The organism is Leptospiraceae bacterium, from assembly GCA_016708435.1.
Classification (GTDB): domain Bacteria; phylum Spirochaetota; class Leptospiria; order Leptospirales; family Leptospiraceae; genus UBA2033.
The window spans coordinates 60,079-84,581 of the sequence record JADJFV010000013.1; the positions used below are offsets into that span (position 1 = coordinate 60,079).

General features: G+C 35.0%; 24 protein-coding genes. 22 read left to right on the forward strand and 2 right to left on the reverse strand.

The annotated features are described in order from the left end of the window. Positions 1-49: 49 nt before the first annotated feature. The 9 genes from IPH52_15925 (at position 50) to IPH52_15965 (ending at position 9,201) form a co-directional block, all read left to right on the forward strand. On the forward strand, positions 50-949 hold the full coding sequence (locus tag IPH52_15925; GenBank protein ID MBK7056500.1) for a DUF4349 domain-containing protein: 900 nt from the start codon (positions 50-52) through the stop codon (positions 947-949). 105 nt (positions 950-1,054) lie between these two features. Then, on the forward strand, positions 1,055-2,077 hold the full coding sequence (locus IPH52_15930) for a hypothetical protein (GenBank protein MBK7056501.1): 1,023 nt from the start codon (positions 1,055-1,057) through the stop codon (positions 2,075-2,077). A 194-nt stretch (positions 2,078-2,271) separates the two neighbouring features. Next, the gene (locus tag IPH52_15935; GenBank protein ID MBK7056502.1) at positions 2,272-3,276 is read left to right on the forward strand and encodes an NAD(P)-dependent glycerol-3-phosphate dehydrogenase; all 1,005 of its coding nucleotides are present in this window, start codon (positions 2,272-2,274) and stop codon (positions 3,274-3,276) included. 1 nt (position 3,277) lies between these two features. Continuing rightward, on the forward strand, positions 3,278-4,135 hold the full coding sequence (locus tag IPH52_15940; protein MBK7056503.1) for a hypothetical protein: 858 nt from the start codon (positions 3,278-3,280) through the stop codon (positions 4,133-4,135). A 25-nt stretch (positions 4,136-4,160) separates the two neighbouring features. After that, the gene (locus tag IPH52_15945) at positions 4,161-5,792 is read left to right on the forward strand and encodes a hypothetical protein (protein MBK7056504.1); all 1,632 of its coding nucleotides are present in this window, start codon (positions 4,161-4,163) and stop codon (positions 5,790-5,792) included. A 45-nt stretch (positions 5,793-5,837) separates the two neighbouring features. Beyond that, entirely contained in the window at positions 5,838-6,407 is a 570-nt protein-coding gene (locus IPH52_15950; protein MBK7056505.1) for an SIS domain-containing protein, read from the forward strand. Positions 6,408-6,491: 84 nt separating this feature from the next. Then, positions 6,492-7,034, forward strand: coding sequence for a UpxY family transcription antiterminator (locus tag IPH52_15955; GenBank protein MBK7056506.1), 543 nt, complete (start codon positions 6,492-6,494; stop codon positions 7,032-7,034). 10 nt (positions 7,035-7,044) lie between these two features. Then, positions 7,045-8,040, forward strand: coding sequence for a phosphoglycerate dehydrogenase (locus tag IPH52_15960; GenBank protein MBK7056507.1), 996 nt, complete (start codon positions 7,045-7,047; stop codon positions 8,038-8,040). A gap of 96 nt (positions 8,041-8,136) precedes the next feature. Beyond that, positions 8,137-9,201, forward strand: coding sequence for an NAD(P)/FAD-dependent oxidoreductase (locus IPH52_15965; GenBank protein MBK7056508.1), 1,065 nt, complete (start codon positions 8,137-8,139; stop codon positions 9,199-9,201). Between the two features lie 65 nt (positions 9,202-9,266). On the opposite strand, the gene IPH52_15970 is transcribed toward IPH52_15965, so the two are convergent. Continuing rightward, the gene (locus tag IPH52_15970) at positions 9,267-9,635 is read right to left on the reverse strand and encodes a hypothetical protein (protein MBK7056509.1); all 369 of its coding nucleotides are present in this window, start codon (positions 9,633-9,635) and stop codon (positions 9,267-9,269) included. Between the two features lie 462 nt (positions 9,636-10,097). Next, entirely contained in the window at positions 10,098-11,657 is a 1,560-nt protein-coding gene (locus tag IPH52_15975; protein ID MBK7056510.1) for an ATP-binding protein, read from the reverse strand. 251 nt (positions 11,658-11,908) lie between these two features. Here IPH52_15975 and IPH52_15980 point away from each other — a divergent pair, with 251 nt between their 5' ends. The 13 genes from IPH52_15980 (at position 11,909) to wecB (ending at position 24,488) form a co-directional block, all read left to right on the forward strand. Continuing rightward, the gene (locus tag IPH52_15980; protein MBK7056511.1) at positions 11,909-12,247 is read left to right on the forward strand and encodes a MarR family EPS-associated transcriptional regulator; all 339 of its coding nucleotides are present in this window, start codon (positions 11,909-11,911) and stop codon (positions 12,245-12,247) included. A 29-nt stretch (positions 12,248-12,276) separates the two neighbouring features. Beyond that, on the forward strand, positions 12,277-13,233 hold the full coding sequence (locus tag IPH52_15985; GenBank protein ID MBK7056512.1) for a GDP-L-fucose synthase: 957 nt from the start codon (positions 12,277-12,279) through the stop codon (positions 13,231-13,233). A gap of 1 nt (position 13,234) precedes the next feature. Then, positions 13,235-14,035 carry an ABC transporter permease gene (locus IPH52_15990; protein MBK7056513.1) on the forward strand — a complete coding sequence of 267 codons (801 nt, stop codon included), beginning with the start codon at positions 13,235-13,237 and terminating at the stop codon, positions 14,033-14,035. After that, positions 14,035-15,396: an ATP-binding cassette domain-containing protein gene (locus IPH52_15995; protein ID MBK7056514.1), complete on the forward strand. Its 1,362-nt coding sequence runs from the start codon at positions 14,035-14,037 to the stop codon at positions 15,394-15,396. Before IPH52_15990 ends, IPH52_15995 begins: the two co-directional genes overlap by 1 nt. Before the next feature lie 50 nt (positions 15,397-15,446). Then, entirely contained in the window at positions 15,447-16,556 is a 1,110-nt protein-coding gene (locus tag IPH52_16000; GenBank protein MBK7056515.1) for a hypothetical protein, read from the forward strand. Then, on the forward strand, positions 16,532-17,293 hold the full coding sequence (locus tag IPH52_16005; protein ID MBK7056516.1) for a hypothetical protein: 762 nt from the start codon (positions 16,532-16,534) through the stop codon (positions 17,291-17,293). The genes IPH52_16000 and IPH52_16005 overlap by 25 nt, the downstream gene beginning before the upstream one ends. Beyond that, positions 17,229-18,527, forward strand: a complete 1,299-nt coding sequence (locus IPH52_16010; GenBank protein MBK7056517.1) for a hypothetical protein — start codon at positions 17,229-17,231, stop codon at positions 18,525-18,527. The genes IPH52_16005 and IPH52_16010 overlap by 65 nt, the downstream gene beginning before the upstream one ends. Positions 18,528-18,807: 280 nt before the next feature. Continuing rightward, entirely contained in the window at positions 18,808-19,692 is an 885-nt protein-coding gene (locus IPH52_16015; GenBank protein MBK7056518.1) for a hypothetical protein, read from the forward strand. A gap of 4 nt (positions 19,693-19,696) precedes the next feature. Further along, positions 19,697-20,665 (forward strand): glycosyltransferase, encoded by a 969-nt coding sequence (locus tag IPH52_16020; protein ID MBK7056519.1) that lies wholly within the window; start codon positions 19,697-19,699, stop codon positions 20,663-20,665. Positions 20,666-20,747: 82 nt separating this feature from the next. Next, a complete protein-coding gene (locus IPH52_16025) occupies positions 20,748-21,692 on the forward strand; it encodes a Gfo/Idh/MocA family oxidoreductase (protein ID MBK7056520.1) in 945 nt (314 codons plus the stop codon). A 1-nt stretch (position 21,693) separates the two neighbouring features. Next, complete coding sequence (locus tag IPH52_16030) at positions 21,694-22,263, forward strand: N-acetyltransferase (GenBank protein ID MBK7056521.1); 570 nt, start codon at positions 21,694-21,696, stop codon at positions 22,261-22,263. Positions 22,264-22,266: 3 nt separating this feature from the next. Beyond that, on the forward strand, positions 22,267-23,355 hold the full coding sequence (locus IPH52_16035; GenBank protein ID MBK7056522.1) for a DegT/DnrJ/EryC1/StrS family aminotransferase: 1,089 nt from the start codon (positions 22,267-22,269) through the stop codon (positions 23,353-23,355). 53 nt (positions 23,356-23,408) lie between these two features. Further along, positions 23,409-24,488, forward strand: coding sequence for a UDP-N-acetylglucosamine 2-epimerase (non-hydrolyzing) (gene wecB, locus IPH52_16040; protein MBK7056523.1), 1,080 nt, complete (start codon positions 23,409-23,411; stop codon positions 24,486-24,488). The last annotated feature ends 15 nt before the right edge of the window (positions 24,489-24,503 follow it).

Consider the following 24,503-nt stretch of genomic DNA (forward strand, 5'->3'; position numbering starts at 1 on the left):
ACGGTGAGACTGTTCGAGGTGACCGTAATTGATTTTCAAAGGAGATTCTATGAAAATATTATTTATCAATACCTTATTTCTTTTTCTATTTCTGAACTGTAGCAAAAAGATGGAACCTGTTGTAAGCACAGAGTCGAGTGCTCCTGCTGCTCCTAAGGTGAATCAGCAATTAGCGGATAATGATGGTTTTGCGGATAAAAAGGAAATGGCGGATGAAGAATCGGGCGGCGAAAAAAATAGAAGAGATTCATCTAAAGGTGGAATGAAAGAAGACGACGGCATAATACAAAAGCCGCTAGATCCAATTTCAGAAGCTTCTAAGTCTAGACTATTAGAATATACCATTCAACTTAATTACAAAGTGGAAACAATTGAGAAAGCAAGGGAGACTGTATTAAACGTAGTAAAAAAAGAATCCTATATCGCAAGCTCTCAGACAAATGTTTCTAGTGGATATGAGAGTATGAGTTTACAAGTTCAAATTCCAGTTACTGCAATGTATGATACTCTATTACAATTGGATAAGATCGGTCAGCTTACTTACGAAGATATTCGCACGCAAGACTGGACAGAGCACAATGAATTACAAAAAAACAAACTAAGTAGAGAAGCTCTTCGTATGATAAGAAGATCCAAAGCGGCTAACAAGGGTTCTGCGGAAACTTGGAATTGGAAAGACCGCGAAGAAGCGCTCGAAAGAAGTGAAGACACCGCAGATGCTGCAAAATTAGAATCCTGGAAAATCAAAGACCATGTCGCCTGGGCAAAAGTAAATATTTCTATTTCAGGAAAAGAATTACCCACAAAAGTGCAAGTCCCAAATTACAAAGATGCATTCATTAGCGCGATCAATTTTCTATTAGAGTTAACCTATTATCTAGTGTGGATAGTGCCTATTGCATTTGTGATATTCTTACTCTTCAAAGGTTATAGATGGATTAGAAGATAATTGTCAGTGCCTCTGTGGCAAAAAGCACTGATTAGTTACAAATAATTTCTTATAATGAATAGAAGAAATTTGACTAGAAAACTTAGAAAAAAATACTGAGCAATTATGAATAAAGAAGTCACAGATCCGAAGAGCATTCACCAACTCATTGATTCTTTGTATAGAGTTACTCCTGTTTATATGGAAGTGGATGGGGAAGATATTCCCATCAAGGTAATCGACAGTAAACCCCAAGTTCTAACTGTTAGAACTCCAAAAGCAAATACACATACAAGAGAAAGAGTTCTTACGATGAGAAGTAAGGACAATATTTTTATTAGCACATTTTTGGAAATCGGTGTAGATGAGCTTGGGAATTCAATGCTTCAACCTCTGAAGATTTTAATCAAAGATATATTGGCTCAAGCCGAACCGAATGCTTATTCTGTTTCTAATATTATCAATCAGAATGATATTTTTAAATCATTAAATGATGATAGAATTAATCAACTGATTAAGAGAGCGCCAAAGGTAAATTTCATGTTTGATTTTTTTGAAGTGTATGTAAACGAGCGGATGAATAGTCGTATGCGCTTGATGAATTCGCATGAGAAACCAATCTTTATTCCAAATATTGCGCAGCCCGAACTAGTCCGACCCGAATTTGTTCCGTTTAATGATTATTATTCGCTCACAAAAACAAGTGATTTCTTAGATAAATACAAATCAGAAATTTGTGTTCCAATCAAATATAAAAATTTTATCATGATTGGTTATGTTCATGCAATGCATTCGACAAGGCTAGATTCTAATTCATTCAATACATTTAAACTAGTTGCTTCTTCCATCATAAAAGACGTTCATACATCAGGAGTATTCGAAGAATCAAGAGAGAGCTGCACAGTAATTGAAGCCAATCCTAGTTCCATTCGATTCCTTCATCCTCCTACAAGGCTTGCGAGCAGAATTTTTTCGATGGGAGGCACAATTATCTTTGATTTAATTTCCAAAACGGGACATAGGAAGTTTGTGCGTAGTGTAGTGAAGTCTATCAAACCCACCCAAAAAGACTATTCGATTGCCTGTGATTTAACAATCAATACACCGGAAGAAATTGCTTCTTTAACAGACTTTTTAGGCAAGCACTGATTCATAAAGATTGCCACAGAGTCACAGAGTCACAGAGAAATTTCTAGAGAGTCTTCTTTAAAGAATATTGTTTATAATTCAGTTAACCCTCCTGACTCGTGTCTCTGTGGCAAAATGACTGTTTCATAACGAAAATTTAGATTGTAATTTTATTTGCATTAGACTTAATACGATAATCAGATAGAAGGGGTCTTATGAAAATAGGTTTGATTGGATCGGGAAGTTTTGGGACGGCACTCGGAAGTCTACTCGCTGATAAAGGTTATGATGTTCTCATGTGGACACGCTCAAAAGAACAAGCGGATGGAATTAACCAACATCATAAAAATGCAAAACATCTTTCTGATTTAATTCTTCCGAATAATCTTCGCGCTAGCACAAGTCTCGAAGAAGTAGTTCGCGATAAAGAATTGATTCTTTCAGCACCACCATCTCATGTTCTTTCAGAAATTATCCACAAAATTAAAGACGATCTCTCACCTAATGTTCCAATCGTTTCCGCGACAAAAGGAATTGAAAATGGAACGCTTCGCATGGTTTCCGAAATTTTTGAAGCAGAACTTCCGGGGCGACTTCACAAAAATCTAAGCTATTTATCAGGACCCAGTTTTGCAAAAGAAATCATTGATCGAGTTCCCACAGTAGTCAGCATTGCTTCTAAGAATGAAGCCACTGCAAAGACAGTGCAGGAAATTTTTAGTTTTACTTATTTTAGAACTTATTGGACTCCCGATGTTGTCGGAGTGGAATTAGGTGGTTCATTGAAAAACGTAATTGCAATTGCCGCCGGGGTGGTGGATGGATTCGGACAGGGACAAAATACTCGTGCAGCAGTTATCACTCGTGGGTTAAATGAAATTACCCGCTTAGGTGTAAAGAAGGGTGCAGATCCTATGACTTTTCTTGGACCTTCTGGAATTGGGGATTTGGTTTTGACTTGTTGTGGTGATTTGTCGCGTAACCGCACAGTTGGAATTAAATTAGGTCAGGGAAAAACATTAGCCGAAATTCTTGCTGAGATGAATGAAGTCGCAGAAGGTGTAAAGACTACAAAGAGTGCGTATGATCTTTCTAAAAAATTAGGAGTTTCAATGCCGATTACAGAAGAAATTTATAAGATGCTTTATCAGGACAAATCTCCAAAGGACGTTTTACGAGATTTGATGGGAAGAGATTTAAAAAGGGAAGGAATTCACTAAAATGATTTATATTGTAACAGCTCTCGCACAGGAAGCAATTCCTTTGATTCAGCATTTTAAATTAAAAAAAGATCTTTCGCATTCTAAATTTGATATATACCAGAGCGATATGATTAAGCTAATTGTATCCGGCACCGGCAAATTAAAATCAGCCGTTGCAACTACGTATTTACTTTTAAAAGAGCCACCTAAAAAATCAGACAAGATCTTGAATTTTGGAATCTGTGGCTCCGGTTTAGAAAAACACAAAAGTGGACAGATATTTTTAATTAATAAAATTGAAGACTTGAATTCGGGTAAGACGTATTATCCGGAGATACTCTTTAGTCATTTACTTCCAGAGGAAGGGATATTTACCCATGAAAAGCCAGTTATAAAAACCAAATCAAATCCAACGCCCTCTACATCTGGGCTTGTAGATATGGAAGTTTCTGGGTTTTATGAATCAGCCAATACATTTGTTCAATCGCATAATATCATTATTCTCAAAGTTGTTTCTGATCATTTGAGTGGAGAAAAATTTACAGGTGCATTTATTCAAAGCATTGTAGAAAAAAATATTCCAAATATCATAACAGTCTTAAATCAATCACGCAAGCGTCAGGCGACAACTCCTGCTGATACTGAAGTATTGGATTCTGGAGAATATAGAATCTTTGAAGATTTGAGTGATGATTTGGGACTTAGCACAACCCAGAGATTTCAAGTTTTAGATTTGCTAAAAGGATATAAAGTGAGAGGCGAGGGAGATCTTCAGTTCTTAAAAGAATACTCCAAGTCAAAGAAAATCACATCCAAGCAAGATACAAAAAAAGCACTCGAAGAATTGCGCCAGAAGTTAGATACCAGTGAAGACTAATCCAGCTTAGCCGTTAAGTGTAACTATGAGCGAGATAGAAAAAAACGAAGAGTTATTTAGTGCAGAAGAAATAATTCTTCGATCAGCAATTTCCATAGCCGAAGATGAAAAGTTTCGTCAAAATCCTCTCTTAGAAGAATATAAATCTCTCGTTGAGAATTATCGTAAACTTTTAAATCAGGATAGAAAACTAATTAAAATCAGTGATGGACTTCAAAACAAAGTCAAGAAGGCAAAGAACGAAATTGAAAACCTAAATGAAATTTCGCGCCAAATCAGCATGTCGCTTGATTTTGATATAGTGTTTGGAAGTATCTTTGAATATTTAAAGAGTAGCTACGGGTTTGAAGGTTGTTGTCTAACACTCGTTAGCCCGGATAAAGCAAGATGCAAAAATGAAAAATTCATTTCTACTCATTTGTTTGATTCTATAGTCGAAGCTTATATTGGTGCAAGCTATTCACTCAAAACAAATTTGGGACCTATTGCAGAGTGTATCGTTAAAAATGAAATTGGAATCTATAACGAAAAAAATATATTTGAAGAGTCTGAGATAGCTCACGAAATAAAATCAGCATTTCTTATGCCAATTAGCATTGCAGGAGAAGTCATTGGTGCATTTAGTTTAATTCATCATTCTACTATTTCTCTGAAAGGAGAAGAAAAAGAATCTCTAAAAAAATTCGCAAATCATATTTCCGTTGTAATCAAAAACTCAAAGCTCTACGAAGATTCGGAGAAGGCTAGAATCAAACAACTAGAAGAGTTTAATTTGAATTTAACGATGATCAATAAATCTCTACAAAAATTTGTGCCAAAAGACTTCATACAATTTCTAAACAAAGAGCACATAACAGAAGTTGGACTAGGAGATTCAGTTCAGCAGGATATGTCCATTTTATTTTCGGATATACGGTCATTTACCACGATCTCCGAAACCATGTCGCCTAAAGACAATTTTGGTTTTTTAAATTCTTATTTAAAAGTAACAGGTCCTGTGATTCGAAAGAACAAAGGCTTCATTGATAAATACATTGGCGATGCGATCATGGCTTTGTTTCCTGACTCACCAATGAATGCAGTGGATGCAGCCATTGAAATGTTAGATGAAGTTCATAAATTAAACGTTAAGCGTCATGAGTGGGGACGAATTCCGATTCAAATAGGAATAGGAATTCATACGGGAGCTCCAATGCTTGGAATCATCGGGGAAGAAAAACGTTTTGAATTTACAGTAATTTCAGATGCAGTAAATCTTGCTTCGCGAATTGAGGGGCTAACAAAGGCTTACTCCGCTTCCATTTTGATTTCGGAAGATACACTCGTTTCGCTCAGCGATTCAACTAAATATTTGCACAGAATGGTAGACAAAGTAAAAGTGAAGGGTAAAAATAAACCTGTCATTATCTATGAGATTCTAAATGGAAATTCGGAGCGGATAATTGAATTAAAACTCTCCACAAAGAAACAATTTGAAGATGGTGTAAATTTATATCTAGAAGAAAAATTCGATGAAGCAAGTGCCATTTTTAAAGACATCCTAAAAAAAGACCCACGCGATACAGCAGTGTCCTTATATTTAGAAAGAGCAAAGTATTATACAATGCATGGCGTTCCAGTAAATTGGGAAGGTGCCTGGAAATTAGATAGTAAGTAATTTATTTTCTTTACAAATATGATTCTCTAATTGACGTTTACAACTATGAAACGTTTAAAAGAGCAACTCATAGAGACTTACAATCTACTCAATATCCTTTTGCATGATGAAGAAACCGAAAACAAAGTTACTACTGCTACAAAATTAATTGCTGACACTTTAAAAGAAAATCATCCATTTCTGATTTGTGGCAACGGGGGCTCAGCTTCTGATTCCATGCATATTGCGGGAGAATTGGTTGGACGATTTCTAAAAGAAAGAAAGGCACTCAATGTAATTTGTCTTTCTTCCAACCCTGCCGTAATTACTGCCTGGGCAAACGATTATTCCTATGAAGATATTTTTGCCAGACAAGTAGAAGCCTATGCAAAGACAGGAGGAGTTCTACTTGGAATATCGACAAGTGGAAATTCTAAGAACGTAGTTCGCGCTTTTGAAATGGCAAGGTCTATGAACGTTAAGACTATTGCATTAACAGGAAAAGGTGGGGGAAAACTTTCCGGTATTTCCGATATTTTAATTGAAGTGCCTTCGAATCATACACCTCGTATTCAAGAAATGCATATCATGTTGTATCATTATATATGTGAGAGAGTCGAGGAGATACTTAGCTAATCTTTCTTGGATAAGTAAAAAAATATTTGACTCCATAATTTGCATGAGAGCCTAATCAAAGCTAAAAGAAGATAAATCTGTTTTATGATCCAAGAAAAAATCCAATCTTCTCCCGATGTAAATGCAACTGTATTACAATGGTATGCTGTTTATACAAAGCCGCGCGGAGAAAAAAAACTCAGAGAAGCTTTAGACAAAAAAGCAATTCAAAGTTTTTTGCCATTGCTATCTGAAAAGAAAAAATGGTCGGATCGATACAAGGTTATTTCTTCTCCTCTCTTTGCTTCTTATATATTTGTAAAGATTGATTATCAGCAAGATTCCATTCGTATCTTACAAGAACCGAATTCTGTTCAGTTTGTGCATTACAGCGGTAAGCCGGCAACGATTGAAGATGAGACAATCGAGATGATTCGGCTTTTCTTAGAAGAGTATCCGGACAAAATCAAAATTGAGCAAGAAGCAAAACTGAGAAAGGGAAATATTTTAGAAATTAGACAGGGACCTTTTGCAGGAAGAAAGGTAACAGTAGAAAAAGTAAAAAATGATTACTATGTAGTAGTTCGTCTTCCCATGCTCAACCGAACAGTTTTAATGGAAGTAAAGAAAGAAGACTTAGCTTTATGATTCAATTCATATGAAAAAATCTAAAATATTTATTTCTACTTTTCCTTTTGGGGTTAACGATTCTACACCATTGGATTTATTAGCCAAAACGGGTTGGGAGATAACTAAGAATAACCTCGGCAGAAAAATGAAGCCAGAAGAAGTCGCAGAGTATGCAGTGGATGTAGATGGAATCATTGCAGGAACTGAGGATTTAACACCGCTTATCCACAAGAATCAAAAACTAAAAATGATAGCTAGAGTCGGAATAGGACTTGATTCAGTTCCATTAAAGCTATGCAAAGAAAAAGGAATTACGATTACCTATACTCCAGATGCAGTTACAATGGCAGTAGTAGAATTAACCATTGGACTCATGATTGATGTCACGCGTAAAGTCAATCAAGCAGATAGAGAAATTCGAAGAGGTGTCTGGTCCCGTTTTTCCGGTAAGAGACTAGGAGAGTCTGTAATTGGAATCATTGGAGCGGGAAGAGTGGGGTTAAATGTGATTCGCCTCTTGTCGGAGTTTAAACCAAAACTCATTTTAATCAATGATTTAAAGGATAAATCAGTAGAGTTGAAACGAATTTTGCAAGATAAAGGCATCGACTATCAGTTCGTTGAGAAAGAAGAGATTTATCAAAAGTCTGATATAGTATCTCTTCATTTGCCATTAACCCCAAAGACTCGAAACCTAATTACCGAAAAGGAATTAAAACTGTTTCGAAAAAATTCCTTTTTAATTAACACTGCGAGAGGAGAGCTTGTGAATGAGGATAATCTTTATTCTGCTCTTAAGAATTCACAAATAGCAGGGGCGGCGATGGATGTATTTGAAATTGAGCCGTATAAGGGAAAGTTAATTGAACTAGAAAACATTTTATTAACAGAGCATATGGGTTCTTGTTCTTATGATTGTAGATTAGCTATGGAAGCAGGAGCAGCAGCGGATTTAATTCGATTTTTTTCCAATGAACCATTACTAAATGAAGTGCCAGAAGAAGAATACAAATACCAGGAATAATAGAATTACAAGCCCCCCCCTAGAAAGGAAAATAATTTAGTGGATTGAAAGAATCTTGAGTTAACAATTAAAGAAACTGACATTGAGTGAGCAGGTGTGATCGGACTTGCTTGTGCTAGAGAACTTGCTTCTTACAAAAAAGAATTTTATATCTTAGAAAAAGAAAATCAATTTGGAACTGGAATTAGTTCTAGAAACAGCGAAGTAATCCATTCTGGAATTTATTACAATCCAGACAGTCTGAAAACAAAACTCTGCATAGAAGGTAGAAAATTACTATATCGCTATTGCGAAGAAAAAAAAGTTTCTTACAAAAAAACAGGCAAATTGATAGTAGCCACAGACGAAAGTGAAATACCAACACTTAAAACTCTTTTTGAAAATGGAAAGCAAAATGGAGTAGACGGACTTTATTTTTGGGAAGAATCCCAAATTAAAAAAGCAGAACCGGACATACAAGCAGTAGCCGCTATTTATTGCAGGGAAACAGGAATTGTTGAAACTAAGGAGTTAATGACGGCTTACCTCGCAGACGCAGAAAATGCGAGTGGAACTTTAGTTTTAAATAAACATCCTGTGAAAATCAAACGCAATCAAAACAATTGGGAAATCTTACTTTCCGATGGAACAGAATTTACAACGGAAAAAATAATCAATGCCTGTGGATTGGGGGCAAGAAAATTTATTCAATGTATAGAAGATTTTCCAAAAGATAAAATTCCAGATTTGAAAATGGCGAAGGGGCATTATTTTTCACTAACCAAAACTGCAAAAAAGTTTTCTCATTTAATCTATCCACTTCCGCAAATAGGTGGTCTAGGAGTTCATTTGACATTAGACCTAGCGGGTGGAGTTCGATTTGGACCTGATGTGCATTGGGTTGAAAAAGAAAATTATGAAGTTCCTGAATCTTTGCGCTCTGTGTTTTTTGAATCGGTTAAGCGTTATTTGCCCTGGATAGAGCCTGAAAATTTACAACCCGGATATGCGGGCATTCGACCCAAATTGCATGGACCAAAGGAAAAATTTGCAGACTTCAAAATTCAAACAGAAGCCGATCATGGGATGAAAGGTTTGGTCAATTTACTCGGAATTGAATCTCCCGGAATCACAGCGTCCCTTGCGATTGCAAAATTGGTCGTGGAAAATGGATTTAATTAAAAAGAGAAATTGGAATTGTAGAAGAAGAGAGGAAGTCGACTTTCCTCTCTTTTTTTAAAGAAACATCAAACAGGTGTGGTTGTATTGTTTGCTGATTCTTTTTTTTGCCTTTTGTAGTCTTTGCGAAAACTATCGAGTAGCTTCAAGACACCGGTGTCTTTGTAAAACTGTCCGGAAATAATCTTCAAAGCAGACTGAAACTTTACGTAAACCTCACGCTGAACAGAAGTCAGAGCATCTTTTTTTACTTTATACTCTGCTTCTAACTTCATAAAATTGGCTTCCATCGTCACCAACTCCTGAGTCTTTACTTCCAATTCCGTTGGGCTAAAGCCTTCCGAAACTGTCCACTTTTTCTCTTTTGCTAGTTCAATGAACTTAAGCAACTTATCGCTGAACCCTTTTGGGGGTGCAACAAATCTTTTAGTACTCATAGGTACCTCCGTAATATTTTCTCTCTTATGCGTCAGAGAGAAAATGAAATAAGGCTATGATAAATTGTTCTTTCAATTAAAAGCTCCTTGGCAATAAACTAGGTAAAGGCATTAAACTTGATTGCCCGTCTTATGTCTTGTATCTTATTTGACGTATGAGTAGTAAAAAAATATTACGTAGTTATTAAAAAATTTTTTTTAATTTTTTTTCTGAAATTTAGATTTTTGAGAAAAAATTTAGATATAAAAGTAATTGAAATACTCCCAGAACTAAATAATCTTAGACGAATCAAAAATTTTCGAAATAGGAGGAAGATTTTAGATTATAATCCATTTGAAAGCAGAAAAATGGAAAAAGAAAGAGCAGTGGAGTAAAATTTAACTCAAAAATTGTTCTTATAGCTCAAAAATTGATTTTTTAGGTTTTAAATTGAAATACTAAGATTTGCAAGCAGTGTTAGATTATATCTTTTCCCATTCATAATTTGTGATATTTTTATTATCTTTTGAAAACTCGACCCCTACTAAATAAATGGAAAGAGGGTTATCACTGTTTAGAAAGCCGCTCGATTTAAGGTATTTTTCGTAGTATCTGCGCTCTTTGATTTGTGCTAGGGCAGATCCTGCTTCCGAAATTTCGATTACTTTGAATTCAAAAACATAAACATTGTTTTCTAAAAAAACTGTTAAATCCACTTGACCATGATTGGTTACATCCTCAGCTCTTACATCTAATCCCAAAGCTGTGAAGTAGCAATAAAAAATGGATGCATAGTATCCTTCATAATTTGCCAGTTGGTTTTTACGATACCAGTCGTGAGGGATCGAAGCAAAGAAAGAATGAAAGACATCCTTCATTTTTGATAATTCTGATTTTTGTAAAATTTGAAATAATTCTGATTTTACGTTTACTATTTTCTTGTTTTCCGTAAGAAATTTCAGTATGACTTCTGTAAGGCTTGCCTTGACTTCAAGGTTTGGATATTTCAAAAGGTAATGGATTTGACTGCCAACCTTGAACTTTTCTGCAATCGTTAAGTATCCTGTCTGAAAAAGTAGGGCTTCCAATTCAATATTATCAACGTCAAATGCACCTAGGCTTTCTTCGGAAATTTTCACGTTTTCGATTTCTACAGAGTTATATTTATATTCCCGAATCAGATGAATTAAAAAGGAAGAATTTCCAGTTTCAAACCAATAGTTGTGATATTCTTTTCTATCTAAAAATAAAAGTATATCAAAAGGATTATATACTTTATCTCCTAAAAAATTATATCCGTTGTACCAAAGTCTTAATTCATCGCGATTTACGTTGAATAACCTCTCATTGAAAATGGACAGCTCTTCTTCTGTGTAGCCGCAAATCGTAGCATATCGCTCGTCCAAAGTTATATCTTGTAGATTATTTAATCCACTAAACAGATTTACTTTTGAAAACTTAGATACACCGGTGATGAAAACAAACTTGTTAAAGGCATCTGCTCCCTTAATCGCGGAATAAAGATTGCGAAGTCCATCTCTCATTTCCCTTGCAATTTCTTTTTCAGTAATATTATCCAAAATAGGCTTATCATATTCATCGATTAGGATTACCACTTTCTCTGAATACTTCTTCTGCAAATTTCGAATCAACTCTTCTAAGTTTCCAGAAATGCTTTGTGTTTTAAACGGATCGAGTTCGTAAGTTTCCAGATGAAAAAATAAAATATCTGAAATCTTTTTTTCTAGTTCTTCTTTGCTTTTTAAAACTCCGCTACCAAAATCGATTCGAACCACAGGATGCTTCTTAGACCAGTCCCAATTCTTTTCTAGATAGAGTCCTTCGAAGAGTGTTTTATTTCCTAAAAATGCTTCCCGTAAAGTATCCAAAAAAAGACTTTTTCCGAATCGTCGAGGACGAGATAAAAAAAAGTATGTTCCAGAATTCACTAACTCGAAGAGGTTTCTTGTTTTGTCAATGTAGCAATAATCCTCTGTTCGAATTTTGGAAAATGTCTGAATTCCAATGGGAAGCTTTTTCATATTGTGAGCATTGTATAGAGAATGGAATTGTCAAGGACAAAGAAACCTAGATGCTATCAACGAAAGGGAGGAGAGGCAAGAGTCTTGAAAAAAACTTGCCAAATAGGATTGTCCATTTTTTACTGTTCAGTAATTGAACATATCCTTAAAAAAGATATGTGACTCACGCGGCGAAGCTATGTAAATGGCCAAATTTTGAAGGTTTTTCACAAGCTTGCACCGAGTTCGATCCAAATCTTTCCCATAAATCCATGTTATCCGATGATATAAGACATAAAATATTCAAGGCATTAGAAGAAAACCCAGAAGTTAGCCAAAGAGAGCTGGCAAGTTTACTTGGGGTGAGCCTTGGAAAGACAAATTTCTGTTTGCAGGCATTGATGGAAAAGGGTTGGATTAAAGTCCAGAATTTTAAGAACAACAAGAATAAATTAGCCTATACGTATCTTCTTACTCCATCCGGAATAGAGGAAAAGGCAAAATTAACCGTCCAATATTTACGTATTAAGATGCAAGAATACGAGGTTTTGAGGCGGGAAATTCATGAGCTTTCCAAAGAAGTAGAAGATTCAGCATTAATAATCAATTAAATAGTCTAGCGGAGGTAACCATTTATACAATGCAAAAAGATTCAAAAATATATATAGCCGGTCACAAGGGATTAGTTGGTTCTGCGATTGAAAGAGTTCTTCGCAAAGAAGGATTTACAAATATCGTTGGAAAAACTAGACAGGAACTCAATTTAACTAATCAACCCGATGTAGATGCCTTTTTTGAAAAAGAAAGACCTGAGTATGTGTTCCTGGCAGCGGCGAAAGTAGGTGGGATTCATGCGAATAATACCTTTCCAGCAGAATTCATTTTCTCCAATATTCAAATTCAAAACAATGTGATAGATGCCTGCTATCGTTATAAAACAAAAAAATTAGTCTTTCTTGGATCTTCTTGTATCTATCCAAAGTTTGCAAAGCAACCAATGGATGAAGGTCAACTGCTAGATGGAAAATTAGAGCCGACTAACGAGCCTTATGCGGTGGCAAAAATTGCAGGAATCATCATGTGTCAAAGTTACAATAGACAATATGGAACAAATTTCATTTCTGTCATGCCTACTAATCTTTATGGACCGGGTGACAACTATCATCCGCAAAATTCTCATGTATTGCCCGCGCTCATTCGACGCTTCCATGAAGCTAAAGTAAACAATGCTCCTGAAGTAGTAGTTTGGGGAACAGGAAAGCCGCTACGTGAAGTTTTATTTTCAGATGATATGGCGAGAGCTTGTGTGTTCTTAATGAATAGCTACGATGTATCGGGAGATGCAAGAGGCGGAGAGCATGTAAATGTTGGCTCTGGAATTGAAGTCAGCATCAAAGAATTGGCGGAAACAATCAAAGACGTTGTGGCTTATCCCGGTAAGCTTACATTTGATTTAACAAAGCCAGACGGAACTTCTCGAAAGCTTTTGGATGTTTCTAAACTCCATAGAATGGGTTGGAAGCACCAAGTGGAGCTAAGAGAAGGTATCCGCATTGCGTATGATGATTTTCTAAAGACGGGTGGAGCAGAGAGATAGTTTGAATAAGTTTTTTAATTTCTTATTTGATATCTACAAGTTTAGAGAAATTCTCTGGGACTTAATCAAAAGAGATGTTAAGAACCGTTATCTTGGTTCTTATTTAGGATTTTTTTGGGCGTTCATTCAGCCTTTGATTAATTTAGCCTTGCTCTGGTTTGTGTTTACTTATGGATTAAAAGCACGACCGGAGTCAGAAGTTCCTTTTGTGATTTGGTTAATGACAGGACTTCTTCCCTGGAATTTTATCAGCGAAAGTATTTTGGGCTCTACTAATTCAATTTTAGAAAATAGCTTTTTAGTGAAGAAAGTTGTATTTAGAGTGAGCTTGCTTCCTATCGTGAAGGTAATGTCGGCTAGCCTCGTGCATCTCTTTTTCATTTTTGTATTGCTACTCGCTTTGATTTTGAATGGATTGCCCATTACAATTCACTCTTTGCAAATTCCTTATTATTTTGGACTGACGATTTTTTTTGTTCTGGGTCTTTCCTGGATTACTTCTTCTGTAATCATTTTCTTTCGGGACTTAGGGCAAATCATTGCTATAGGAATTCAATTTGCCTTTTGGCTGACTCCTATTTTTTGGTCTTATAAAGCAATACCGGAAAAATATTTATATCTACTAAGTCTGAATCCTTTCTTTTATATCACCGAAGGATATAGAGACGCACTGATCAATCATGTTTGGTTTTGGAATAAGTCTCTTTCTAGTTTCTTTTTTCTTGCCCTCACTGCGTCTCTATTAGTCATCGGAAATATTCTATTTAGAAAACTAAGACCGCACTTCGCGGATGTATTATAATGACAAATCATAGTATAGATTATCAAAATATTTCTTCTGAGAGTGCAGAAGAATTAAATCATCATAGCTTAAATTTTTCCAACGTAAGCATAAAAGTGGAAAGTTTAAGTAAAATCTATAAACTCTATAATACGCCCATGGATCGTTTAAAAGAAACGATGCATCCTTTTCGAAAGAAATATCATAAAGATTTTTTTGCTTTGAAAGATATAAGTTTCGAAGTGAAAAAAGGAGAAACCTTTGGAATCATCGGCAAAAACGGCTCCGGAAAATCAACACTTCTAAAAATCATCACAGGAGTTCTTTCTCCTAGCTCTGGCAATGTTACGGTAAACGGAAGAGTATCCTCTCTTTTAGAATTAGGTGCTGGTTTTAATCCCGAACTCAATGGAATCGAAAATATTTATTTCTATGGAACTATCAATGGATTTTCGAAAGAAGAAATGGATTCTAGATTGGATTCCATTCTTGCCTTTGCGGATATTGGCGAGTTTGTGTTCCAACCAGTAAAATCCTATTCGAGTGGAATGTATGTTCGTCTAGCCTTTGCCGTTGCCATTCAAGTCGATCCCGAAATTCTAATCATAGACGAAGCACTTTCTGTCGGTGATATTTTTTTTCAACAGAAGTGTGCTAGGCGCATGAGTGATTTAAAAGAAAAAGGTGTTACTATTATTTTTGTTTCTCATGATATGGGCTCTGTTTTAAACCTCTGCAATCAAGTTGTTTATTTAAAAAATGGAGTCGTTTTTGGAGTGGGGGAATCTAGTAAAATGATTGCTGAATATTACAAAGAAGCTTCCGAGGAAGAAATTACTAAAAGCACCCCAGCAAAGAAAGAAGAAGTTCCGATTTCAGAATCTATTTCCAATGATCGTATTCAAAAATGCCAGGAAAAATCTTTACTTAAAAACTTAGAAGAGAATGAATTTTTAAAAGTCTTGGCTATCAATATCACAGATATAAGTGAGACTCCTAGTTTAAATTTTAAAATTGGGGAAAAAGGGATCTTTATTCTTATATTTCAATCCAAAGTAGAACTAGCTAATTTGTTTAGCACCTTTATATTAAGGAATCGATTTGATCAGATTATTTTTTCCGGTGGGACATATACGAAAAGACTGAACGGTCAAAATTGCGAAATCGGAAAGGCATATCAATTTAAAATGGAAGTGGAACTTAGCATTGAAGCTGGTTTGTATACATTGGAAATTCAAATCGGACAACCAAATGCTGCACAATTAAATAGAGGCATAGGTGTTTTTTCTTCTTCAAGGTTAGGTCCTATAACAGTCCAATGGGATTATGAAAGTGAAATTGCTCCATTTTATGGTATGCTTGGATTGAACTATGAAGTTTGAATATGTAATAAGAGAAAGGAATTTACAGGAAGTTTATTTTGGGAAGGTTTATGAATATACTTGGTTTATCTTTTGATTATCATGATAGCGCGGCAGCACTTATAATTGATGGAGAAGTAATTGCGGCTTCTTCTGAGGAGAGATTTTCAAGAAAGAAAAATGACGCCTCTTTTCCTATGCAAGCAATTCAGTTTTGTTTAACAAAGTCTAATTTAACCATAGAGGATATTGATTTTGTTGTTTTTTACGAGGATACTCTTTTAAAGTTTGATCGAATTTTTAAGACATCTTTTTTTAATTCACAAAAAAGAAGAGAATACTTCTGGCCTGTTTTAAAGGATTGGATTGTAAAAAATAAATTTTTTACAATGGAAAAAATCAGTAGTTTTCTTTCGATTCCATCTAGTAAAATTAAATTCGTAAAACATCATGAAGCCCATGCAGGCTCTGCTTATTTTTGCTCTCCTTATAAGGAAGCGGCAATTGTCACTCTCGATGGAGTTGGTGAGTATCAGACTATGACAATTTCGAAAGGAGAAGGAAGTCAAGTGAAGCTTCTCTCTCAATGTAATCTTCCTCATTCTATTGGCTTGTTTTATAGTGCAATCACTGCCTACTTGGGATTTACTGTAAATGAAGATGAATATAAAGTGATGGGTATGGCAGGGGTATGGCAAACCCATTTTTATGATCAAATTAAAAACTTATTTGAATTGAAAGAAGATGGGACTTTTAAGATTGATCAATCCTATTTTGAATTTTCAAATCCGGTATCTTTGCCTTTTAATAAAAAATTTGAAGATTTGTTAGGAGCTAGAAGAGATTCCTCGAAAGAATTTTTTCTAGCGAAAGGAAAAGAATATTCAAATGAACATAGAGTCAACAATGAACGATTTGCAAATATTGCTGCAAGTGCTCAGAAAATAACTGAGGAAGTGATTGAGCACGTTGTTGTTTCGGCATTAAGAATGGCGGATTCAAAAAATGTATGTTTATCGGGTGGCGTTGCCTTGAACTCATTAGCAAATGGAATTATCAAGAGAAAGTATGACATTGATATGTATGTGCAACCAGCGAGTGGAGATGCCGGCAGTTCCATTGGAGCTGCACTTTATTACTATAATACAAAGCTGAAATCTCCAAAACGGGTTCGTTTTTAAATCCATTTCAGGGACCCGAGTATTCAAATGAAGAAATTCAGAAAAGTATTGAGAAAGCATTTATCAAAAAATATACTTATTATGAAAATGAAGACGATTTTTTCCATATCATTGCTGATATCTTAAATCAAGGAAAAGTTTTAGGTTGGATAAATGGTCGTTCCGAATTTGGTCCTAGATCTTTAGGTGCTCGTAGCATATTAGCCAATCCTTTGAATCCAGATATGCAATACATAGTCAACAAAAGTATAAAATTTAGAGAAGCGTTTCGACCATTTGCACCGGCAGTCATTGAAGAGGCTGCGAGCAAATTTTTTGAACTTCCTAGAATTTCAAATGAAACAGACCCTGAATATTATATGCTAGCCATTTGCAAAGTAAGAGAAGAATACAAATCTATTCTTCCATCGATTACACATGTGGATGGAACTGCAAGAGTGCAATTGGTAAGTAAAAAAACAAATCCAAGGTTTCATAAATTGCTTTCCGTTTTTGGAACAAAATCAGGATCCCCAGTTTTACTAAACACTAGTTTTAACTTAAAAGGGGAGCCCATTGTAGAAACTCCTTTAAATGCGATTAAAACTTTTGAATGGAGTAATATGGATTACCTTGCTATTCAGAATTATTTAGTAGAAAAATCTTATTTTAAAAAAAACCATGGAAAAAAAAATGCAATTAGAAAGACATACGGTAAAAAATGTTGCAATGGTGCTTTGCAGTGCAGAGTGGGATAGTCTCCATATTGAAAGAGTCATTAAGAATTTTAAGTATAAATTTCCTAGTATCGAAAGCGTAGTATTGTGTTCGGATGCAAAGATAAAAAATGCCTGTCCTAAAATTTCCTTAGAATTAATCGAAAACATAAAGTTTTGGGAATACAAAGTTGTATTGCTGATTCTTGGCTCCAATCAGGAAAGAATTGCTCAAGATAAAATTGACTATAATTTAACAAGAGTGTACGAAGCAGATTCTTTTGGTATGATTCGGTATACAAAACAAATTCTAGATGAGATTGAATACCCTCATCATAAAACTCATTTTTTCAATGAAGTCGCAAATAATCTAGGAAATGAGAGGCTTTGCTATTTCCCTTATAATTATATTTCGCAGTACGTTGGTCTTGGTCCTATCAATGAATTTGGACATAGGATTGATTGTGATTTAGAGACTTTACAAACGCGTGATGAATCGACCAAGCTAATTATAGTAATGGGCGGTTCTGCAGGATGGAGTACCTATTGCAATTTTGATGAAATGTTTTCTCAAAGACTAGAAGTTAAATTAAATTCGCAAGGAAATACTAAAAAAAATTACAAGGTTTTAAATTTTTCACAGCCTTCTGCTGTAACTTTGAATAATATTTTTGATTATATTCTGTTTGTTCAGAAATTAAAACCTGATCTTATAATCTTACATGCTGGATGCAATGATTTCGCCTTCGGTCAGAAGAGTGACAGTTATTTATTGGGCAAATACCAGTTAGCCTACCAATTTCAATTTGAAAGTTGGGCTAAGATTTTAGAAAAGAATTCTAACGAAAAGGAAATTGATGCATCGTTTTTTTATCCGCAGGCAGAGAACTATCCACGAACAATTTTTAAAGCTTTTGTGGATAGACTCAATCAATTTGAGTTAATTGCATCAGCCACAAATTCAAATTTTTTATTTGGACTCCAGCCTATGTCGTTTAGTAAAAAAAGGTTATCAAATTTGGAAAAGAAATATATTGTTAAAAATGGTGAAAATTTCTTTAAACCAATTTTGAATAATATGAAGTTCTTGTATGATGAATTTACAGTCAAGATTCTAAATATGATAAATCTTGAATTTATTGATTTTCATAATGAATTTGGAAAATTTGATGAAGATATGACTATGTTTGTTGACCAAGTTCATACCTTGCCAGTAACCGATGAAATTATAGCAGATATTTATTTTCAGGAATTAATAAAAAGAGGATTGGTATGATGAATAAATCAAAACCGATATTTTTACCGACAATGCGTATGAAAATTAAATTACTCGTAAATTTCATTAGATCCGGACGAATAATGCAGGCACTAATTGTTCTTTATTTTTTAATTAAGAATAATAATTCTCCTTCAGAGGAAAAAAATCTTCAGATTAATCCTTTTATTTACATGATGCAATAAATTTCCTAATAAAAATTAGAGTAAAACGTTCGTTCTTAAAAAAATATAGTAATAGATCATACAAATTCTTAGAAAAAAAATGAAAGGATAAGGAAATGGGAGCTGTAAATTTTTCGCTAGATATTAATTTAGTTAAAGAAGTAAAAAAGAAGTTTTTGTTAGATGTCTTTGTTGAGACGGGAACTTTTAAAGGTGACACGATTGAAAATGTGAAGGATATTTTTAAAAATATCTATTCAGTGGAAATTTCGAATGAATACTTTAAGTCAGCATCAGAAAAGTTTAAAGCATTTGAGCATATTAAGATTGTTGAGTCTAACTCTCCTAGTTTTATAAAATCATTAAAAAATGAATTTATAAACAAATCAGTATTGTTCTGGCTAGATGCTCATTGGTGCGTTGCAGATCATACTGGTGGAGAAGAATCTCAGTGTCCGCTGATTGAAGAATTGGAAGCAATCGGACAATTAAATGAGGAAAGTTTAATTATCATCGACGATGCTCGTCTTTTTTTGACTGTTCCGCCTTACCCGCATGAAGTATCCCATTGGCCAAGTTTAAATCAGATCGTAAACACTCTAAGAAATCTGAGTTCAAAGCATGAAATAATGGTATTGAATGATAATATATTATTTTTTCCCGAGACAGCTAAAGCGTTAATCTATGAGTATGCACATCGTCATTCGATTGATTGGTTAAACGCTCTTGATAAAGCAAGAGACTATGATATATTGTTGAATCAACTGAAAGAGAAAAATTCTTTAATCGATAAGCAAGCCCTTGCACAAAAAGAAAAAGATGCTCTTATCGAAAAACAAGATGCGGCACAAAAAGAAAAAGACGCTTTGCTTATTGCGCAAGATGCGGCACAAAAAGAAAAAGATGCACTGATTCACAAGCATCATAAATTTGCTCATGAATTAATGGATGAGCTAAAGAAACGAAATATCCAATTTACAACCCAATGGCCTAGCGAGTAAATAAATGCAGTTAAGTATTGTTATCCCCACCTATAACCAAGGGCAGTTCATTGCTGATTGTATCGAGTCGATAGTCAATCAGTCGTTTAAAGATTTGGAAGTAATCATTCAAGACTCTATGTCTTCGGATGAGACGGAACGAATTTGCAAAGAATATGCAAAGCGAGATTCTCGGATTCAGTATTTTCGAGAAAAAGATTCAGGGCAATCGGATGCAATCAATCGAGGACTCAAACGATCTACAGGCAAATACTGGACTTGGATTTGTTCGGATGATAGATTTAGCAATTTGACTTGTCTCGAAAAATTAGTTCAGGCAATTGAAACCAAAAATCCAAAGGAGTATGTTGGTGTATTTGGAAAAGCGGCGTTTATCAGTGAAGCGGGAGATTTTGTAGGAAACTATCAATCGCTCAGCAAAGATTTGGTTGTAAAAGATTTTCAATTGACCTGGCCTCTTTCTCAGCCTTCGTCTATTTTAGTTTGCGAGAGAGTAAAAGAAGTGGGTGGGGTAGTAGAGTCTCTACACTTAGGAATGGATTTGGATTTATTCTTAAAAATGCTCACAGGAAATTATAAGTTTTTATTTGTAGACCATCTAGTAGCCGATGTTCGGATGCAAGATAATTCTAAAAGTATCAAGTATAGAAAGGCAACTGCGCTGAATGCTTTGTCTTTAGTCATTGCGTATTTTGGCTCGATTGGAGATTTGAAGAATTCAGATTATTTTAAAGAGCTGACTTATACTTCTGACAAAGCAGAGGTTCGAAAGTATCTATCCGATTATAAATTCAGATATAAGATTAAATTTTGGATCGTTCCTTATTTTGAAAAATGGGTAAGTATCAAGACGAATCTAATTAGCAAAGGTAAACTTTTAAAACAAAGAATTGTAAATAAGGTCGCTAGTATTCTCGTGAGGTTTCCTAAAGTATATAACCGAGTCCGTAGGATTTACAAAGGATTAATCTGAATTTCACAGTCTTACTAGACATTAAAAATCATCGACTCATATCTATAGAACAGCAATTTAGTAAATAATAAGGAGAATTACATTGTATAATTTTGCGCTAATCGGTGCCGGTGGATATATCGCACCTAGACATTTTAAGGCTATTAAAGAAACTGGAAATCATCTTGTGGCAGCATTTGATAAAAATGATTCTGTTGGAATCATTGACAGTCACTACCCGGAAGCAGAATATTTTATAGAATTTGAAAGATTCGAGGCGTATCTCGAAAACCTCAAACGAAAAAAAAGCAAAGATGCAGTGGATTATATTAGCATCGCATCTCCTAATTATCTGCATGATTCTCATATGAGAACTGCTCTTCGTTTAGGCGCTCATGCGATTTGTGAAAAACCACTTGTTCTTCATGCAACAGACATAGATGCACTTCACGAAGTAGAAAAAGAAACAGGAAAAAAAATCAGCACAATATTGCAACTTCGTCATCACCCCATTATCATTGCGCTAAAAGAAAAAGTTAGCAAAGCTCCAAAAGATAAAATCTATGATATTGATTTAACCTATATTACATCTCGCGGCAAATGGTATTTTGTTTCTTGGAAAGGGGATATTTTAAAATCGGGTGGACTCGCAAGTAATATTGGAATTCATTTCTTTGATATGCTAAGCTGGATTTTTGGAAATGTAAAACTAAACCAAGTTCACCACAACGAAGCTTCAAAATGTGCTGGCTATATGGAATTTGAAAGAGCTAGAGTGCGTTGGTTTTTATCTGTGGATTACAACGATAACCCGGAAGAAGTAAAGAAAAAGGGACAAAGAACTTTTCGATCTATTACGATTGACAATGAAGAATTGGAATTTTCAGAAGGATTTACTGATTTACACACTGTTAGCTACAAAGAAATTCTAGCCGGTAGAGGATATGGAGTATTAGACGCAAGAGAATCTATCGTGATTGCAGAAGCAATTCGATATGCTCCGATTGTAAAATCTAGCGACGCACATCCATTTATAAAGGGAGCCTAGAATGGCAGAATACTTTATTCATCCAAGTAGCTTCAAAGATGACTCTGCCATCATCGGAGACAATACTAAGATTTGGCATTTTTCCCATATTCTAAAGAATACTGCAATCGGACAGAATTGTTCCTTTGGACAAAACTGTGTAGTAGGACCGAATGTAAAGATTGGAAATGGGGTCAAAGTGCAAAACAATATTTCCATTTATGAAGGAGTCGAGTGTGAGGATGATGTATTTCTCGGACCTTCGATGGTTTTTACGAATGTAATTAATCCTAGAAGTTTCATTGTTCGTAAAACTGAATTTAAAAAAACTCTTATCAAAAAAGGATCAAGCATCGGAGCAAATGCAACGGTTGTCTGTGGAGTTACGATTGGAGAATATGCTTTGATAGGAGCGGGATCAGTTGTAACAAAAGACGTTCCTCCTTTTGCATTGTTTTATGGAAATCCGGGTAAGCTACATGGATGGGTAAGTAAAGCAGGAAACAAACTCTCTTTTAAAAATAACGAAGCCACAGATGATTTTGATGGAAGTAAATACAAATTAGAAAATGGTTCGTGTATAATATTATAAACTATGAAAATAAATTTTAACGATTTAAAAACACAATACAATCTATTCAAGAAAGACTTTGACGATTCTATTTCGAAAGTTTTAGAAAATCAAAACTTCATCATGGGATCAGAAGTCCTGGAATTAGAAAAAACTCTAAGCCAATTTACAGGATCTCCTCATTCGATTACCTGTGCGAATGGAACTGATGCACTTCAAATCGCTCTCATGGCAATTGATTTGCAACCTGGCGATGAAGTAATTACGACTCCATTTTCTTTTATTTCTACAGTCGAAGTCATTGCTCTCCTAGGAGGCAAACCGGTATTTTGCGAAATAGACGAAGCAAGTTATAATCTAGATGCAACCAAACTCGAAAAACTAATCACTCCCAAAACGAAAGCAATCATACCCGTTAGCCTCTTCGGACAAATTTCAGATATGGATATGATTAACAGCATTGCGGCAAAGCACAATTTAACCGTGATTGAAGATGCTGCTCAAAGTTTTGGTGCGATCTACAAAGGAAAAAGAAGTTGCAATGTTTCTAAGATTGCTTGCACTAGTTTCTTTCCATCTAAACCACTCGGTTGTTATGGAGATGGTGGAGCGATGTTTACCACAGATGAGGCACTTGCACAAAAGATAAAATCCATTCGTTCTCATGGACAAGAAAAAAAATACTACTACCAATACGTTGGATTAAATAGCCGACTCGATACTCTACAAGCCGCAATTCTAAATGTAAAAATGAAAGCATTTCCAGAGGAATGCAATCTAAGAGATGCGGCAGGTGCTAGGTATACAGAGCTTTTAAAGAATAAATCTTATTTAAAAACTCCTATCATCAGCGAAGGAAATAAATCTGTTTATGCTCAGTATTGCCTGCGTGCTACGAATCGAGATGAGATCATGAAGTCTCTTGCCGCAAAAGAAATTCCGACTATGATCTATTATCCGCACCCGCTTCATTTACAAAAAGCATTTTCCTATCTAGGATACAAAGAAGGAGACTTTCCGATTACAGAAATGATTTCAAAAGAAATATTTAGTATTCCAATGAGTCCGTATATAAAAGAAGAAGAGCAGGTCTTTATTTGTCAAAATCTTTGATTTGCTATAGAAATGTTTTTTCTATTCAAGGGTAAAAAAGAAAAATTAAAATGATAAAAATTATAACAGTTGTTGGGGCAAGACCTCAATTCGTAAAAGCCGCCGCCGTTAGTCGTGAGATTTCTAAGCATGATAATGTAAAAGAAATCATCATACATACAGGTCAGCACTTCGATCAAAATATGTCTGATATTTTTTTTGATGAAATGGAAATTCCAAAACCGGACTACAATCTAAACATCAATGGATTGGGACATGGTGCCATGACCGGACAGATGATGGAGAAAATCGAAGAAGTTCTGCTAAAAGAAAAACCAGACTTTCTAATGGTATACGGTGACACAAACTCTACATTAGCCGGAGCACTAGCTGCTAAGAAATTACATATCAAAGTAATTCATGTGGAAGCAGGGCTTCGTAGTTTTAATATGAATATGCCGGAAGAAATCAATCGTATCGTCACAGACAGGATAAGTGATATACTATTTTGTCCTACAGATGCTTCTATTAGCAATTTAAAAAAAGAAGGCTTTGATCATTTTTCTTCTAAGATTGTAAAGAACGGGGATGTGATGCAAGACGCTGCCATTTATTATTCTCAAAAAAGTTCTCTGCGATCTAAGATAATCAATACTCATTCTTTGAAAGCGGATAATTTCATTTTGACTACAGTGCATCGTGCTGAGAATACAGATGATTTGAATCGTCTTGGTTCGATCATTTCTGCCTTGAATCAAATTCATACAGAAATGGAAGTCATCTGTCCATTGCATCCTAGAACATCTAAAATCATCGAAAAGAATAATTTAAAACCAAAATTCAAAATAATCGATCCAATTGGATATTTCGATATGATTGAGCTTTTGAAAAATTGTAAACTTGTCATGACGGATAGTGGAGGAGTGCAAAAAGAAGCATTTTTCTTCAGCAAACCATGTATTACCCTCCGCGAAGAAACGGAGTGGGTGGAGTTGGTAGAGAATGGTTACAACACTTTAGTGGGAAGTGATTCTACTAAAATCTTGGAAACCTACCAGAACTTTAAAAATCGGAATCTAGACTTTAGTAAAGATTTGTATGGAAAGGGAAAAAGTTGTGAACTTATCCTTGAGACTATTTTAGCTTTTAATTAATAAAACAAATGAGGA